Annotated in this window: 12 protein-coding genes; 6 read left to right on the top strand and 6 right to left on the bottom strand. The window is 72.2% G+C overall.

Annotated features, from left to right (window positions below; all coding sequences use genetic code 11):
* Positions 1-115: 115 nt before the first annotated feature.
* Positions 116-910 (bottom strand): FadR/GntR family transcriptional regulator, encoded by a 795-nt coding sequence (locus tag AC4IHM_RS32455; RefSeq protein WP_490870537.1) that lies wholly within the window; start codon positions 908-910, stop codon positions 116-118.
* Between the two features lie 209 nt (positions 911-1,119).
* On the opposite strand from AC4IHM_RS32455, the gene AC4IHM_RS32450 reads away from it, so the two are divergent.
* Genes AC4IHM_RS32450 through AC4IHM_RS32435 form a run of 4 tightly spaced genes read left to right on the top strand, consistent with a single transcriptional unit; the run spans position 1,120 to position 5,629 of the window.
* Complete coding sequence (locus tag AC4IHM_RS32450; RefSeq protein WP_490870536.1) at positions 1,120-2,244, top strand: acyl-CoA dehydrogenase family protein; 1,125 nt, start codon at positions 1,120-1,122, stop codon at positions 2,242-2,244.
* Entirely contained in the window at positions 2,241-3,425 is a 1,185-nt protein-coding gene (locus AC4IHM_RS32445; protein WP_490870535.1) for an acyl-CoA dehydrogenase family protein, read from the top strand. The genes AC4IHM_RS32450 and AC4IHM_RS32445 overlap by 4 nt, the downstream gene beginning before the upstream one ends.
* A 41-nt stretch (positions 3,426-3,466) precedes the next feature.
* Positions 3,467-4,657: an acyl-CoA dehydrogenase family protein gene (locus tag AC4IHM_RS32440; RefSeq protein WP_490870534.1), complete on the top strand. Its 1,191-nt coding sequence runs from the start codon at positions 3,467-3,469 to the stop codon at positions 4,655-4,657.
* A gap of 42 nt (positions 4,658-4,699) precedes the next feature.
* The gene (locus AC4IHM_RS32435; protein WP_490870533.1) at positions 4,700-5,629 is read left to right on the top strand and encodes a cyclase family protein; all 930 of its coding nucleotides are present in this window, start codon (positions 4,700-4,702) and stop codon (positions 5,627-5,629) included.
* Between the two features lie 9 nt (positions 5,630-5,638).
* Here AC4IHM_RS32435 and AC4IHM_RS32430 read toward each other — a convergent pair whose 3' ends face one another.
* Positions 5,639-6,442: an enoyl-CoA hydratase/isomerase family protein gene (locus AC4IHM_RS32430; protein WP_490870532.1), complete on the bottom strand. Its 804-nt coding sequence runs from the start codon at positions 6,440-6,442 to the stop codon at positions 5,639-5,641.
* 170 nt (positions 6,443-6,612) lie between these two features.
* Between AC4IHM_RS32430 and AC4IHM_RS32425 the strand changes: the two genes are divergently transcribed.
* Positions 6,613-7,701 (top strand): acyl-CoA dehydrogenase family protein, encoded by a 1,089-nt coding sequence (locus tag AC4IHM_RS32425; protein WP_490870531.1) that lies wholly within the window; start codon positions 6,613-6,615, stop codon positions 7,699-7,701.
* A 50-nt stretch (positions 7,702-7,751) separates the two neighbouring features.
* Here the strand turns inward: AC4IHM_RS32425 and AC4IHM_RS32420 are convergent, their stop codons facing one another.
* From AC4IHM_RS32420 to AC4IHM_RS32405, 4 genes are all read right to left on the bottom strand, one after another.
* A complete protein-coding gene (locus tag AC4IHM_RS32420) occupies positions 7,752-8,807 on the bottom strand; it encodes an LLM class F420-dependent oxidoreductase (RefSeq protein ID WP_490870530.1) in 1,056 nt (351 codons plus the stop codon).
* A gap of 26 nt (positions 8,808-8,833) precedes the next feature.
* Positions 8,834-10,483 (bottom strand): AMP-binding protein, encoded by a 1,650-nt coding sequence (locus tag AC4IHM_RS32415; protein WP_490870529.1) that lies wholly within the window; start codon positions 10,481-10,483, stop codon positions 8,834-8,836.
* A gap of 33 nt (positions 10,484-10,516) precedes the next feature.
* Positions 10,517-11,665 carry a thiolase family protein gene (locus AC4IHM_RS32410; protein WP_490870528.1) on the bottom strand — a complete coding sequence of 383 codons (1,149 nt, stop codon included), beginning with the start codon at positions 11,663-11,665 and terminating at the stop codon, positions 10,517-10,519.
* 72 nt (positions 11,666-11,737) lie between these two features.
* The gene (locus tag AC4IHM_RS32405; RefSeq protein WP_490870527.1) at positions 11,738-12,820 is read right to left on the bottom strand and encodes a CaiB/BaiF CoA transferase family protein; all 1,083 of its coding nucleotides are present in this window, start codon (positions 12,818-12,820) and stop codon (positions 11,738-11,740) included.
* Positions 12,821-12,898: 78 nt separating this feature from the next.
* On the opposite strand from AC4IHM_RS32405, the gene AC4IHM_RS32400 reads away from it, so the two are divergent.
* Positions 12,899-14,068 carry an acyl-CoA dehydrogenase family protein gene (locus AC4IHM_RS32400; RefSeq protein WP_490870526.1) on the top strand — a complete coding sequence of 390 codons (1,170 nt, stop codon included), beginning with the start codon at positions 12,899-12,901 and terminating at the stop codon, positions 14,066-14,068.
* The last annotated feature ends 2 nt before the right edge of the window (positions 14,069-14,070 follow it).

Here is a 14,070-nt window from a genome sequence, read left to right as displayed (position 1 = left end):
GAAGATGCGCGGTGCGTGCGGCGGGGCGGGGGAAGACCGGCCGGCCCCGGAGCGAGCGGACGCGCGCCGGGGCCGGAGAGGGGACATGCGGACGCCGGACAGGCCCGGCGGCGGATCAGGCGAAGAGGTCCACGACGGGCTTGTTGTGCAGATCGTCCTTGAGCAGGTAGGTGCCCGCGACCTTCATGTGGTTGCGCCAGTGGCGCTCCGCGCCCTCGGCGTCCCGCGCCTCCAGCAGGGTGACCAGTCGCTTGTAGGCCTTGATGGCCCGGTGGAAGCGCTCGGGCGACTCGGTGGTGTCGAAGTTGCGCGCGACGCGCAGTTCGAGGTGGGTCGCCACGATCTCCTGGAGGACCGCGCCCTGCACCGCGAGGGTCTTGTTGCCGGAGCGCTGCATGATCAGTTCATGGAAGCGGTAGGTGAGTCTCGACCACAGCACCGGGTCGGGAACCAGGTCCCCCGTCGACTCCACCGCGGTCTGCAACTCCGTCACGACCTCGGTGAGATCGGCGAGGTCCTGCTTGGTACGGCGCTTCGCCAGCATCCGGGCACAGGCCGGCTCGGCCACCATCCGGGCCTCGTAGACGTTGTCGACGGTCGTGCCCTGCATCTGCAGCAGCAGACCCACATGCCGTGCCGCCACCGTGAAGTCGGGGGCCATGACCTGGGCGCCGCCCCGGCTGCCCCGGCGCACGCTGATCAGCATCTCGGCCTCCATGATGCGGAAGGCCTCGCGCAGCGTGGGACGGGAGACGTTGAACTGCTCCATGAGCTGGATCTCCGGTGGCAGGGTCTCACCGGGCTGGAGCTGGCCCCTGACAATCTGACGACGCAGTTGCGCGGCGATCAGTTCCGCCGTCTTGGGCGCCCGAACAGCCCGACCGACCTGTGATCCCGGTGTGACACTCATGCAAATGAGTGTACTTGATCGGCCTGTCCATAGGGCGATCCCGGTGCCGCTGACCGAAACACTTCACGCACCCGTCGGCGAACCGTCCGATCGGGCCGGGCCACCCCGACCATGTCACCCCCCTGCCCTGAATCAGTTCACTCATTTACTCTAATGGTTGCCAGTGTGCCGCACCGCGAGAAGGGCATGCCCATGTCTAGGGACGAGCGATGAGTCTCAGCCTCACCGAGGAGCAGGAGGAACTGAGGGCGCTGGTGCGCCGGTTCCTCGACGACAAGGCGCCCGCCCCGAGGGCGCAGCCCCCCGACGGCCCGCCCCCGTCGTACGACATGGACCTGTGGCAGCAGTTGTCCGGCCCGCTCGGGCTCGCCGGCGTCGCCGTGGCGGAGGAGTACGGGGGCGTGGGGCTCGGGCCGGTCGAGCTGGGGGTCGTCCTGGAGGAGATGGGGCGCTCCCTGTACGCGGGTCCCTTCTTCGCCACCGTGGTCCTGGCCGGGTCGGCTCTCGCCCACTGCGGTGACGAGGACGCGCGCCGGCGCTGGCTGCCCCGGATCGCCGCGGGGCGGCTGACCGCCACGCTCGCCCTCGCCGAGCCGGACGCCGGGTGGGAGGACCCGCCCGCGACACTCGCCGAGCACGGGCGGGCCGGCTGGACGCTCACCGGCTCGAAGACCTACGTGGTGGACGGCGACCTCGCCGACCTGCTGCTGGTGAGCGCGCGGTGCCCCGAGGGCATCGGGGTCTTCGCGCTGCCCGGTGCCGGGCCCGGCGTCCGCCGGACCCGGCTGGACGGACTGGACCCCGGCCGTCCTCTCGCGTCGATCGCTCTCGACACGGCGCCCGCGACCCGCCTCGGCGCGGGCGACGCCCGCGCCGGGCTCGCCGCCGTCGGCGACCTGGTCCGCGCGGCGCTCGCCGCCGAGCAGGTGGGCGGCGCCGCGGCGTGCCTGGACATGGCGGTGGAGTACGCCGCGACCCGCGAGCAGTTCGGCCGCCCGATCGGCTCCTTTCAGGCGATCAAGCACAAGTGCGCGCAGATGCTCGTCGAGGTCGAGTGCGCGCGATCGGCCGCCCGGTTCGCCGCCTCGGTCGTGGGCGAGCCGGACGAGGAGGCGTCGATCGCGGCGTCCGTGGCGCGCGCCTACTGCTCGCAGGCGTTCACCCGTGCGGCCAAGGAGAACATCCAGATCCACGGCGGGATCGGCTTCACCTGGGAGCACGCCGCCCACCTGTATCTGCGCCGGGCCAAGTCGGCGGAGCTGCTGTTCGGGACTCCCCGGCAGGAGCGCGCCCGACTGGCCCGCCTCACCGCGTCAGGAGAAGGCCCCCGATGACATCCTCACCAGCCGGCCGGGCCCCGGAGTCGCTCGACGGCTTCCGGGACCGGCTGCGCGGCTTCCTCGCCACCGGCGGGCCCGGACGCCGGCCCCGCGATCCCGACCGGCGCTTCGCCTGGACCCGGGCCTGGCAGGCGGCGCTCTTCGACCACGGGTTCGCCGGTCCCGGCTGGCCGAAGGAGTACGGCGGGATGGATCTGCCGTTCGCCCACCAGGTGGTCTACCAGGAGGAGTTGGCGCGGGCCCGGGTGCCCTCGCCGGTCGGCACGGGCCTCGGCATCGCCGCCCCGACCATCATCAAGTTCGGCACGGAGGAACAGAAGCGGCGCTGGCTGCCGGCCATGCTGCGCGGCGACAAGGTGTGGGCACAGGGGTATTCGGAGCCGGAGGCCGGTTCCGACCTGCCGAGCCTGCGCACCACCGCACGCCGTACGGGCGACGCGTACGTGGTGAACGGGCAGAAGGTGTGGACGAGCCACGCCGACCGGGCCAACGTCTTCTTCACCCTCGTGCGCACCGGGACCCGTGAGTCGCGTCAGCGCGGCATCAGCTATCTCGTCGTCGACGCTCACGCGCCCGGCGTGGAGGTACGCCCGCTGCTCGACCTGACCGGCGGGCACGTCTTCGCGGAGGTCTTCTTCGACGAGGTCCGGGTGCCGGTCGCCGACCGTGTCGGCCCGGAGAACGGGGGCTGGCCGCTGGTCCGCACCAGTCTGGGCCACGAGCGGGCCGCGGGCGCGATGAACCAGGCCGCGACCTACCGCCGGGTCCTCACCGAACTGACGCAACTGCTCGATCAGACCGGCGCGTTGCGCGACGAGGTGGTGCGCGACCGGGTCGCGGACTTCGAGATCCGGGTGCGCATCATGCACTACAACGGCCAGCGCACCATCTCCGACATCCTGCGGCACGGCGAGCCGGGCCCCTCGTCGTCCGTCTCACGGCTGCACATCACCGCCTTCGAGCAGGATCTGCACGAATTCGCCGTCGACGCGCTCGGACCCGCCGCACTGCTCGGACCCGGATCGCCGGAGGCCGTCCAGCGCGGCCGCTGGCTCCACGGGTTCCTGCGCACCCGCGCCTCCACCATCGGGGCGGGAACCGCCGAGATCCAGCGGAACACCCTCGCCGAGCAGGTACTCGGTCTGCCCCGCGATCCCGGAATGCCCACGGTCTGAACGGGCCGGCCGCCTTTGCCCAGCATCCGACAGGAGAGACGATGAGGCTCGACACCAGCGCCGAACTCCAGGAGTTCCGCGAGGAGGTGCGTTCCTTCGTCCGCGCCCACGCCCCGGGGCACAAGACCCACGCCGGGGTGCGGGCACCCGACCCCGGCCTGGTCCCCGAACTGCGCCGCTGGACGGCCCGCCTCTTCGCGGCCGGCTATCTGGGCAGGTCGTGGCCGACGGAGTACGGCGGTCTGGGCGACCCGCGTCCGGAGCCGGGGTTCGTGGTCGCCGAGGAACTGGCCCGCGCGAAGGTCTGGGGGCAGATCGGCGCCGGCGGCCTGGCCGCCGGGGCGCTCCTGGCCCACGGGACACCGGAGCAAAAGCGCCACTTCCTGCCCCGGCTGCGCTCCGGGGAGGACCTGTGGTGCCAGTTGTTCAGCGAGCCGGAGGCGGGCAGCGACCTGGCCTCGCTCAGGACCCGGGCACGGCGCGAGGGGGACCACTACGTCGTCGACGGCCAGAAGGTGTGGACGACCAACGCCCAGCACGCGGACGTGGGATACCTGCTCGCCCGTACCGATCCGGACGCGCCGAGGACCCGGGGGATCACCGCCTTCGCCCTCGACATGCGCAGCCCGGGGGTGGAGGTCCGGCCCGTGCGGGAGATCACCGGCACCGCGGACTTCAACGAGGTCTTCCTGGACGGGGTGCGCGTCCCCGCCGACCGGGTCATCGGCCCGGTGAACGGGGGCTGGCGGGTGGCCGGCGCGAGTCTGGCGCACGAGCGCACGTCGGTCGCCGCCCACAGCAGCGAACTGCTGGACGACCTGGAGGGGCTGCTCGCCCTGGCCCGCCGCCCTGACCCGGCGGGCCGCACGGCGCTGGACGACCCGGCGCTGCGCGCCCGGCTGGGCCGGCTCGCCACCCGGGTGAGGGTGGCCGACCTGATGAGCAAGGCGGTGCAGTCCCGTATGACGGCCGGCCGCGAGGGCCCCGCGGACGCGGCGGCCGTGAAGATCGTCTTCAGCGAGACGAATCTCGACGCCGTCGCCCTCGCGGTCGAACTCCAGGGTCTTGACGGCCTGCTGGTGGAGGGCGACGCACGCGCCGTGTCCGACGGCTACTGGCAGGACGCCCTCCTGTACGCCCGTGCCTACACGATCGCCGGCGGTGCCAACGAAGTACTCCGGACGACCATCGCGGAGCGTGCCCTCGGCCTTCCGAGAGAGCCGCGTCCGTGACCGTGAACTCCTGTACCACTCACTCATGAAAGGGCCGCAGTCATGCTGAGCGTTGCCGAATTCGACGATCTGGCGAAACGAGTGACCAACTGGAACCGCTGGGGCGGCGACGACCAGCTCGGGACCCTCAACTTCATCACCCCCGAGGTGGTGCGGCGGGCCACGGCCTCGGTCGAGACGGGCGAGAGCTTCTCGCTGTCCATGTCGCTCTCGCTGAACGGCCCCCAGGACGGCACGGGCGTTCCCGGCCGGATCAACCCCGTACGCACCATGCTCGCCGTCAACAGGCCGATGTCCGAGCATCCGCAGGCGTGCGCGTACAGCGACGACATCGTGGTGACACCCACGCAGGCCGCCACGCACTGGGACGCCCTGTCGCACTGCAGCCACCGCGGTGTCATGTACAACGGCATTCCGGCCGCCGACGTTGACGACCACGGCGCGCGCCGGCTCGGCATCGAGGCCGCGGGCACCGTCGTGTCCCGGGGGATCCTGCTCGACGTGGCCCGGCACGAGGGGGTCGACCGGCTGCCCGGCCGGTTCGCCGTGACCCGGGCCGTCCTCGAAGCGGTCGAGGAGGCGCAGGGCGTACGCGTCGAGGAGGGCGACATCGTCCTCGTGCGGACCGGGCAGGCCGCGTACTTCCTGGAGGGCGACGTGCCGCGCTACCGGCGCCCGGTACCCGCTCTCGACTACGACGCCCCGCTGTTCTTCCACGAACGGCGCGCGGCGGCCGCGGCCATCGACAACATGCCCATGGAGTTGCTGCCCGGCAACGTCGAGGGGCTGATGCTCCCGGTGCACGTCCTGTGTCTGGTGATGATGGGGATGATCCAGGGGCAGAACTGGGTGCTGGAGGACCTGGCCGCGGCCTGCGCCGGGGACCGGCGCTACACGTTTCTCCTGAACGCGACGCCGGAGCGCTTTCTGCACAGCACGGGCGGTCTGGTGAACCCGGTGGCGATCCGTTGAACGGGCGGGTCAGCGCAGTTTCCACGCGGGCTTGACGAAGGTGTCCCGGGAGACCTGCGGTGTGCCGATCGGGTTGCCGACGGTGGTGTAGTGCCAGCCGACGGCCTGCGCGGTCTCGCGGTCCAGGCCGTGGGTCTCCCAGATCGCCCGCACCGTGCCCTGGACGGCCGCCGCGGGTTTGGCCGCGATGATGCGGGCCAGTTCGTCCGCCCGGTCCCACAGCCGCGGGTAGGGCACCAGTTCCGAGAGCAGGCCGATCTCGCGGGCGCGGGCGGCCGACATGCGTTCGTCGAGTCCGAGCAGGGCCCAGCGCAGGGCCTCCCCGAGGGGGATGCGGCGGGCCAGCCCGATGGGTTCGAGCGCGGAGGTCATGCCGTAGCTGACGTGCGGGTCGAAGAAGGTGGCGTCGTCCGCGCCGATCACGATGTCGCAGTCGTTGAGCCAGTAGAAGGCGCCGCCGGCGACCATGCCGTGCACCGCCGCGACGACCGGCTTCCACACCCGGTTCTGCTTCGGGCTCAGTCCGCGGCCCGGATCCTCCTGGCTCCAGACGTTCTCGGCCTTGTGGATGCGGTCGGTGACGTTGGTTCCGGTGCAGAAGGCGCGGTCGCCGGCGGCCCGCAGCACGACGGCGTGGATCGTGTCCTCCACCCGGACCCGGGTCCAGATGTCCCGGAACTCGTCCACCATCGTCTGGTTGAACGCGTTGAGTCGCTCCGGGCGGTTGAGCGTCACCGTCGCGACATGGTCCGCCACGTCGAACAGAACGGTCTCGTAGCGGCGCTCCTCAGCGCCGGCCTGCGGCTCCGACATCCTCGGTCCTCTCCCCCGCCCGGCGCTCCGTCACGGCACCGTGCGGAAACCACGTCGTGGGACTTGCGGAAACTCGCACTTATGATAGCTAAATCATTACACTGAATAAGCGGCTAACGGCCTCGCGGGCAGCCTAGCCCCGCCGGAGGCGACCAGGGAAGGACCGGCTGATGGTGGATTTCGAACTCTCCGAGGAGCAGGCGGCGCTCCGCGGGATCACCCGCGATCTGCTGACGGCCGAGTGCCCGTCGCGGCTGGTGCGCTCGGTCGCCGAGGCGCATGCGGATCTGGACGAGAAGCTGTGGGACCGTGGCGCGCGGATGGGCTGGACGGGGCTCGCCACCCCGGTCGAGCACGGCGGTTCCGGTCAGGGCCTGACCGAGCTGTGCCTGGTGGCGGAGGAGCTGGGCCGCGCGGCGGCGCCGGGGCCGTGGCCCGAGACCGCGCTGGCATCGGTCGCGGCGTCCGCCCGGCCCGGGACCCGCGACCTCGCCGAGGGGCTCGCCGAGGGGCGGTCGCGGGCCGCCTTCGTGCACTCCGGCTCGCTCACCACCGGGCAGGACGGCGGCGGTGTCGTGCTCTCGGGGCGGGCCACGGCGGTGCACGCCGCCTCGGCGGCCGACCGGCTGCTCGTGGTCCTCTCCGGCGACCGGCCGCACGTCCTGCTGGTGCCCGCCGCCTGCGCCCGCACCGAGCGGCGCCGCACCATCGACCTGACCAGAAGCCGGTACGACGTTGTCTTCGACCGCGTCCGCGTCGCTCCCGAGCATGTGCTGTCCACCCGCGACGACGACGCCCAGCGGTTGCTGGACTCCATGAGCGTGCTCGTCGCGGCCGACGCCCTCGGGGTGGGCGAGCGCCTGCTGGAGGCGACGGTCGCCCATGTCACCGTCCGGGAGCAGTTCGGCCGGCCCCTGGGGGGCTTCCAGGCCGTCAAGCACCGCACGGCGGACATGTTCATGGTTCTCCAGGCGCTGCGTGCCGCCACCTACTACGCCGCCATGGCCCTGGACGCCGGTGCCGAGGACGCCTCGCTCGCGGCCTCCGTCGCCAAGGGGTACGCGGGCGAGGTCGTACCGGACCTCGCAGGCCAGGCGCTCCAGCTGCACGGCGGCATCGGTTTCACCTGGGAGCACGACCTGCATCTGCATCTGCGGCGCGCCACCGCCGACGCCATGCTCTTCGGCACGGCGTCGCGCCAGCACGAGCGCGTCCTCGGGCTGCTCACGGCCGGGGCTCGCGGGGACGGCCGCGACTGACCGCACGGCCGGGCCCGGCGGCGGGCCGCGCGGCCCGCCGCCGGGAGGGTTCAGGCAGCCATCTCGGCGAGCGTCGCCAAGTCCCGGACGCGCTGCTCGTGCGTGGCGGCGACGGGGGCCGCGTTGATGCCCGTCACTCCGCTCTCCCGCAGCGCGGTCACCCGCTCGGCGACGAAGGAGCGCGGGCCCACCAGAGCGACCGCGCGCAGGAGTTGCTCGGGGACTGCCGCCGCGGCCTCGGCTTTGCGGCCCGTCTGGTACAGCTCCTCGATCTCGGCCGCCGGCCCCTCGAAGCCGTAGCGGGAGACCAGGGCGTTGTAGAAGTTCCCGCCCCGGGTCCCCATCCCGCCGACGTAGAGCGCGAGGTACTCCCGCACCTGCCGGCGGGCCTCGGCGAGCGCGTCCTCGTCCTCGCTGATCAGCAGCTTGACATCGGGCAGGATCCGCAGCGGGGGCAGGTGCGCGGCGCGGCGGGCGCGGCCGGCGTCCAGGGAGGGGCCGAAGACCTCCTTGGCGGCCTCGGGCAGGTAGATGGTCGGCTGCCATCCCTCGCACAGCTCGGCGGCGAGTTCCACGCTCTTGGGGCCGAGTGCGGCGAGGACGATCGGGATGTCGGGCCGCACCGGGTGGTTGACAAGCCGCAGCGGGCGGCCCGCCCGGCCGGTGCCGCCGCGCTCCCGGGTCAACGGAAGCTCGAAGTGCCGGCCTTCGTGGATCAGGGGTTCCCGGCGCCACACGGTGCGGCAGATCTCGATCACCTCCCGCACCCGGGCCAGCGGCGCGGTGTAGGGCAGTCCGTGGAATCCCTCCACCACCTGGGGGCCGGACGCGCCGATGCCCAGGGTGAAGCGGCCGTCGGAGACGAAGTCCAGTCCGGCGGCGGTCATCGCGAGCAGCGCGGGGGTGCGTGAGTACACGTTCAGGATGCTCGACGCGATGCCGGTCCGCTCCGTGCGTGCCGCGATGTAGCCGAGTTGGCTGACCGAGTCGAAGCTGTACGCCTCGGGCAGCAGCACGGTGTCGACGCCGGCCGCCTCGAAGTCGGGCAGCCTGCGGGCGGCTTCGGCGAAGCCGCCCGTGTAGCTCATCAGCAGACCCACGTCCATGTGGTGCCTCTCTGTACCGGGCCGTGTCAGGCGGAGGGTCGGGCGGGGCCGGTCGGGCCGGCGTCCCGCAGGCGGGCGCGCAGCTCGAACTTGCGGACCTTGCCCGAGGGGGCGCGTGGCAGTTCGGGAACGACCTCGATGCGTTCCGGTGTCTTCTGGGGTGCGACGCGTTGGCGGGCGAACAGCTCCCGGACCTCGTCCATGTCCAGGGTTCCGCCGTCGAGGACGACGAAGGCCGCCACCCGCTCGCCGTACCGGGGGTCCGGTTCGGCCACGACGGCGGCGTGGCGGATCCGGGGATGGGTGGCGAGAATGTCCTCGACCTCCTTGGAGGCGATGTTCTCCCCGCCCCTGATGATGATGTCCTTGATCCGGTCGGTGATGGTCAGACGCCCGTCCTCGTCCAGCCGTCCCACGTCACCGGTGCGGAACCAGCCGCCGGACACGAACGCCGTCTCGTCCTCGGCGGGGTCGCGGTAGCCGACGAACTGGCTCGGGCCGCGGGTCAGCACCTCCCCCTCGGTGCCCGGAGCCACCGGTCGCAGCAGGTGGTCCACGATGCGTATCTCGTCGCCGAAGCGGACCATGCCGTCCGTCCGCGACCGCTGGCTCGGGGAGGCGTCCAGGGGGGAGGTGGCGGACCTGGGATGCTCGGTGCTGCCGTAGGCCCGCGCCACCACGATCCCGGCGGCGTCGGCGCGGGCGATGAGCGCGGGCGGCACATTGGCGCCGCCCACCTGTACGAACCGCAGGCTGGAGATGTCCCGCCGGTGTTCCTCGGCCGCTCTCAGCAGCGCCTCCACGTGCAGCGGGGTGCCGCTGGTGATGGTGCAGCGGTAGGTCTCGATCAGCTCGACGGCACGCTTCTCGTCCCAGCGGTCCATGTGGACGGTGCCCGTCCCGCCGACGATGCCGCTGCATGTCGCCAGCAGTCCGGCGACATGGCCGGAGGGCCAGGGGATGAGCCGGTTGTCGTCCGGGCCCACCTCGTTCATCCGGTCGCCCTTGCGCAGCTCGCACAGCAGGGAGTTGTGGGTGTGCTGGACTCCCTTGGGCACGCCGGTGGTGCCCGAGGTGTAGATGACCGCGCAGACGTTGTCGGAGCGAACGTCCGCGGCGTCCACCTGGAACCGGCGCTCACCGCCGAGGAGTTCGGACCAGGGCAGAGCGCCGGACGGGACCCGGTCCCCGATCACCACGGTGTGTTCCAGGCGCGGACCGGCGTCCAGGCGCGCGAGGCGGTCGACAAAGTCGATGGAGCGCCAGGCGTCCGGCACGATCAGCACCTTCGCCCCGGCGTCGCGCAGGATGACGCCGACCTCGGTGGCGTCGTAGATGTGGGTGATGGGCAGCAGGACCGCGCCGGCCAGCCAGGTGCCGAAGTACGACACCACCAGCTCAAGGCGGTTGGGAACCTGGACGGCGACCACGTCGCCGGGGCCCACGCCCCGCTCGCGCAGCCCCGCCGCCAGGCGCCGGCCCATGGCGACCACCTCGGCCAGGGTCCGCACGACGCTCTGCTCCTGCGAGGCAAACACGAACCTCGCCTTCGGGTGGTGGAGTTCGGCCTCGGTCAGTGCCTCGGAGAGGGTGCGGGAAGAGTAGTGCCCTTCCCGGTACCAGCGTGCGCGCAGACGGGCCAGGTCGTGTGCCCGCTGTTTCTGGGTGATGCCCACGGTGCTCCCCTCGTGTTCCGTTGCCGGGCCGTGTCAGCCGGCCAGTTCGAAGACGGTGGCGTTGGCGGTGCCGCCGCCCTCGCACATGGTCTGCAGGCCGAAGCGGATGTCCTCGCGGCGCATGTGGTGGAGCAGCCGGGTGGCGAGGATCGCGCCGGAAGCGCCGAGGGGGTGGCCCACCGCGATGGCGCCGCCCAGCGGGTTGACCCGCTCCGGGTCCGCCTCCACCTCCGTCTGCCAGGCCAGCGGCACGGGCGCGAAGGCCTCGTTCACCTCGAAGGCCCCGATGTCGTCGATGGTCAGTCCGGCCCGGCGGAGTACCTTCTGGGTGGCCGGTATGGGGGCCGTCAGCATCATCACCGGGTCGTCACCGACGACCGTGCCGGCCCGGACGGTCGCCAGCGGGGTCAGGCCGTGGTGGCGGGCGAGTTCGGCGGTGGTGATGAGCAGCGCGGCGGCGCCGTCGGACAGCTGGGAGGAGTTGCCGGCGTGGATGACGCCGTCCTCCTGGAACGACGGCTTCAGTTTGGCGAGTGTCCCGGGCGAGGTGCCCCGGCGCAGGCCCTCGTCCCGCGTCAGCCCTTCCGCGCCCGGGACCGTGACCAGTTGTCCGTCGAAGAGCCCGCCGTCGATCGCCGCGGCGGACAACTCGTGCGAGCGGGAGGCGTACTCGTCGAGCCGGTGGCGGTCGAACCCCCACTTGCGGGCGATCAGTTCGGCGCCCGTCCCCTGTTCGAGCCGGTCGGTGCCGTAGCGCTTCAGGACGGTCTCCCCGTAGGGGACGCCCGTCTGCCGCGTCGCTCCCAGCGGGACGCGCGACATGGATTCCACGCCGCCCGCGATCACGGCGTCGTAGGCGCCCGCGACGACGGCGTGCACGGCCGACTCGATGGCCTGCTGGCTGGAGCCGCAGGCCCGGTTGAAGGTCACTCCGGGTACGCTCTCGGGCCATCCGGCGGCCAGTGCCGCGAACCGGGCGATGTTGCTCGACTGGTCCCCCAACTGCGTGACACAGCCCCACATCACGTCGTCGACGGACTCGGGCGGGACCCCGGTGCGTGCCAGGAGCCCGCGCAGCACCACCGCCGACAGATCGACGGGGTGGATCTCGCTGAGCGACCCGTTGCGCTTGCCTATGGGGGTGCGCACGGCGTCCACGATCACTGCCTGACGTACCGTCATGTCTTGGCCTCCAAGTCGGGTGTTCCACGTCTTCACCCCTCGCGTCCCGCCAGGGGCGCGCAGGCCGGCCGTTCACCGGCCGGCTTCGCCGGGCGGCCCGGCCCCCAACCACTCTTCGAGCGCGTCCGCGGCCGGCCTTTGGGGGGCGGCCCGCAGTCCGGGGAGGGCGGGCCGCCAGCCGCTCTGGGCGAACGGGGCCGGCACCAGGGTCCGCCGGGCCCGGACATGCGGGTGCCCGGCCGCCTCGGCCAGGTCCAGCACCGGGGTCAGACAGGCGTCCGTGCCCTCGGCGGCGGCCGCCCACTCGTCGCGGGTGCGCCGCAGCAGCGCGCGCCCGATGTCCCGGCGCAGCTCGGGCCAGACCTCGGGGTCCTCGCGTTCCGCGATCCACCGGGGGTCGAGGTCCAGCAGTCGTACCAGCTCGGCGAAGAACGGTGTCTCAAGGGCGCCGACCGCGACATGACGGCCGTCCGCGCACGCGTACACGTCGTAGTACGGCGCACCGCAGTCGAGGCGGTTGGTGCCTGCCGTGTCCGACCAGGTGCCCCGCGAGCGGTACTCGTGGAGCATGGCGGTCAGGTACACCGTCCCGTCGCCCACGGCGACGTCCAGTTCCCCGCCCTCACCGGTGCGGCTCCTGCGTTGCAGGGCCGCCAGCACCGAGACCACCAGGTACATTCCGCCGCCGCCGAAGTCGCCCAGCAGGTTGGCGGTCGGGGTGGGCACCTGCTCCCGCCTGGCGGCGTGGTGCAGGGCGCCGGTGAGGGCTATGTAGTTGATGTCGTGGCCCGCCCTGGGAGCGAGCGGCCCGTGCTGGCCCCAGCCGGTCATCCTGGCGTAGATCAGCGCGGGGTTGCGTTCCCGCAGGACGGCGGGGCCCAGACCGAGCCGTTCCATGACGCCGGGGCGGAACCCCTCGATCAGCACGTCGGCGCGGTCGGCGAGTTCCAGTGCCCGTTCCCGGCCGTCGGCGGTCTTGAGGTCCAGTTCGGTGACCGGCCGGTTCTCGGCCAGGGCCGGCCGTGCGGCGCCCCTCCGGGCCACGGCCAGGACGTCCGCGCCCAGGTCGGCCAGCAGCATTCCCCCGAAGGGCCCCGGGCCGAGCCCCAGGAACTCCAGCACCCGCAGACCCCGCAGCGGTGGCTCCGGTGACATCGGTCCTCCTGTCGCACTCTCCGTCTTTAGGGTATATCAGTAAGCGATTTAAGATGATAGACAAGAGAGGGACGGATCATGACTCACGACTTCTACGGAGACGACCACGAGGCGTTCCGGAGCACCGTGCGCACCCTCGTCGAACGGTCGGTGACGCCGAAGCTGGAGGACTGGGAAGCCGCCCGCATGATCGACCGCTCCCTGTGGAAGGAGGCGGCGCGGGCCGGGGCCGTGGGACTGCGCATCCCCGAGCGGTTCGGCGGCGCCGGTGCCGACGACTACCGCTTCCGGTGTGTGCTCCAGGAGGAGTTGGCAGAGGTGGGCGCCGCCGCGCTGGCCTCCGGGATCGCCATCAACGAGGACATCGTCGGCTCGTACCTGACCCGGTTCGGCACCGGGGAGCAGCAGTCCCGCTGGCTGCCGGGCATGGCGGCGGGCGACGTGGTGACCTCCATCGCGATGACCGAGCCCGGCGGCGGCAGCGACCTGCGGGGCATGCGGACCACCGCACGGCGGGACGGCGCGGACTGGGTCATCGACGGTGCCAAGACCTTCATCACCAACGGCTACGGCTCGGACCTCGTGATCGTGGCCGCGCGCACCGGCGAGCAGGGCGGCCGGGCCCGGCTGACGCTCTTCCTCGTGCCGAGCGACACCCCCGGCTTCCACCGGGGGCGCAAGCTGCGGAAGCTGGGGCTGCACTCGCAGGACACCGCGGAGCTGTTCTTCGACGGCCTGCGGGTCCCGGCCGAGGCGCTGCTGGGCGAGGAAGGCGCCGGGTTCGAGCATCTGACCGCCCAGCTCCCCCTGGAGCGGCTGTCGATAGCCTGGCGCGCGGTGGTGGCGTCCGAGGCGGCGGTGCGCTGGACGGTGGCCTACACCAAGGAGCGCACGGCGTTCGGCCGGCGGATCATCGACCTGCAGAACACCCGCTTCAGGCTCGCCGAGCTGACCACCGAGGTGGAGGTGACCCGCAGCCATCTGGAGCGCCTGGTCCTGGAGCTGAACGAGGGCACCCTGACCGCGGTCAGCGGGGCCAAGGCCAAGTGGTGGGCGACCGAACTCCAGAACCGGGTCGTCGCCGCCTGCCTCCAACTGCACGGAGGCTACGGCTTCATGGACGAGTACAAGATCTCCCGCGCGTACGCCGACGCACGGGTGCAGACCCTCGTGGGCGGCACCACCGAGATCATGAAGGACATCATCGGCCGGGACCTGGCGGGCCCGCGCCCGCGACGGGACGGGTGAGG

The sequence above is a fragment of the Streptomyces sp. SL06 genome, assembly GCF_058244745.1.
This window is presented reverse-complemented; position numbering and strand designations above follow the sequence as displayed.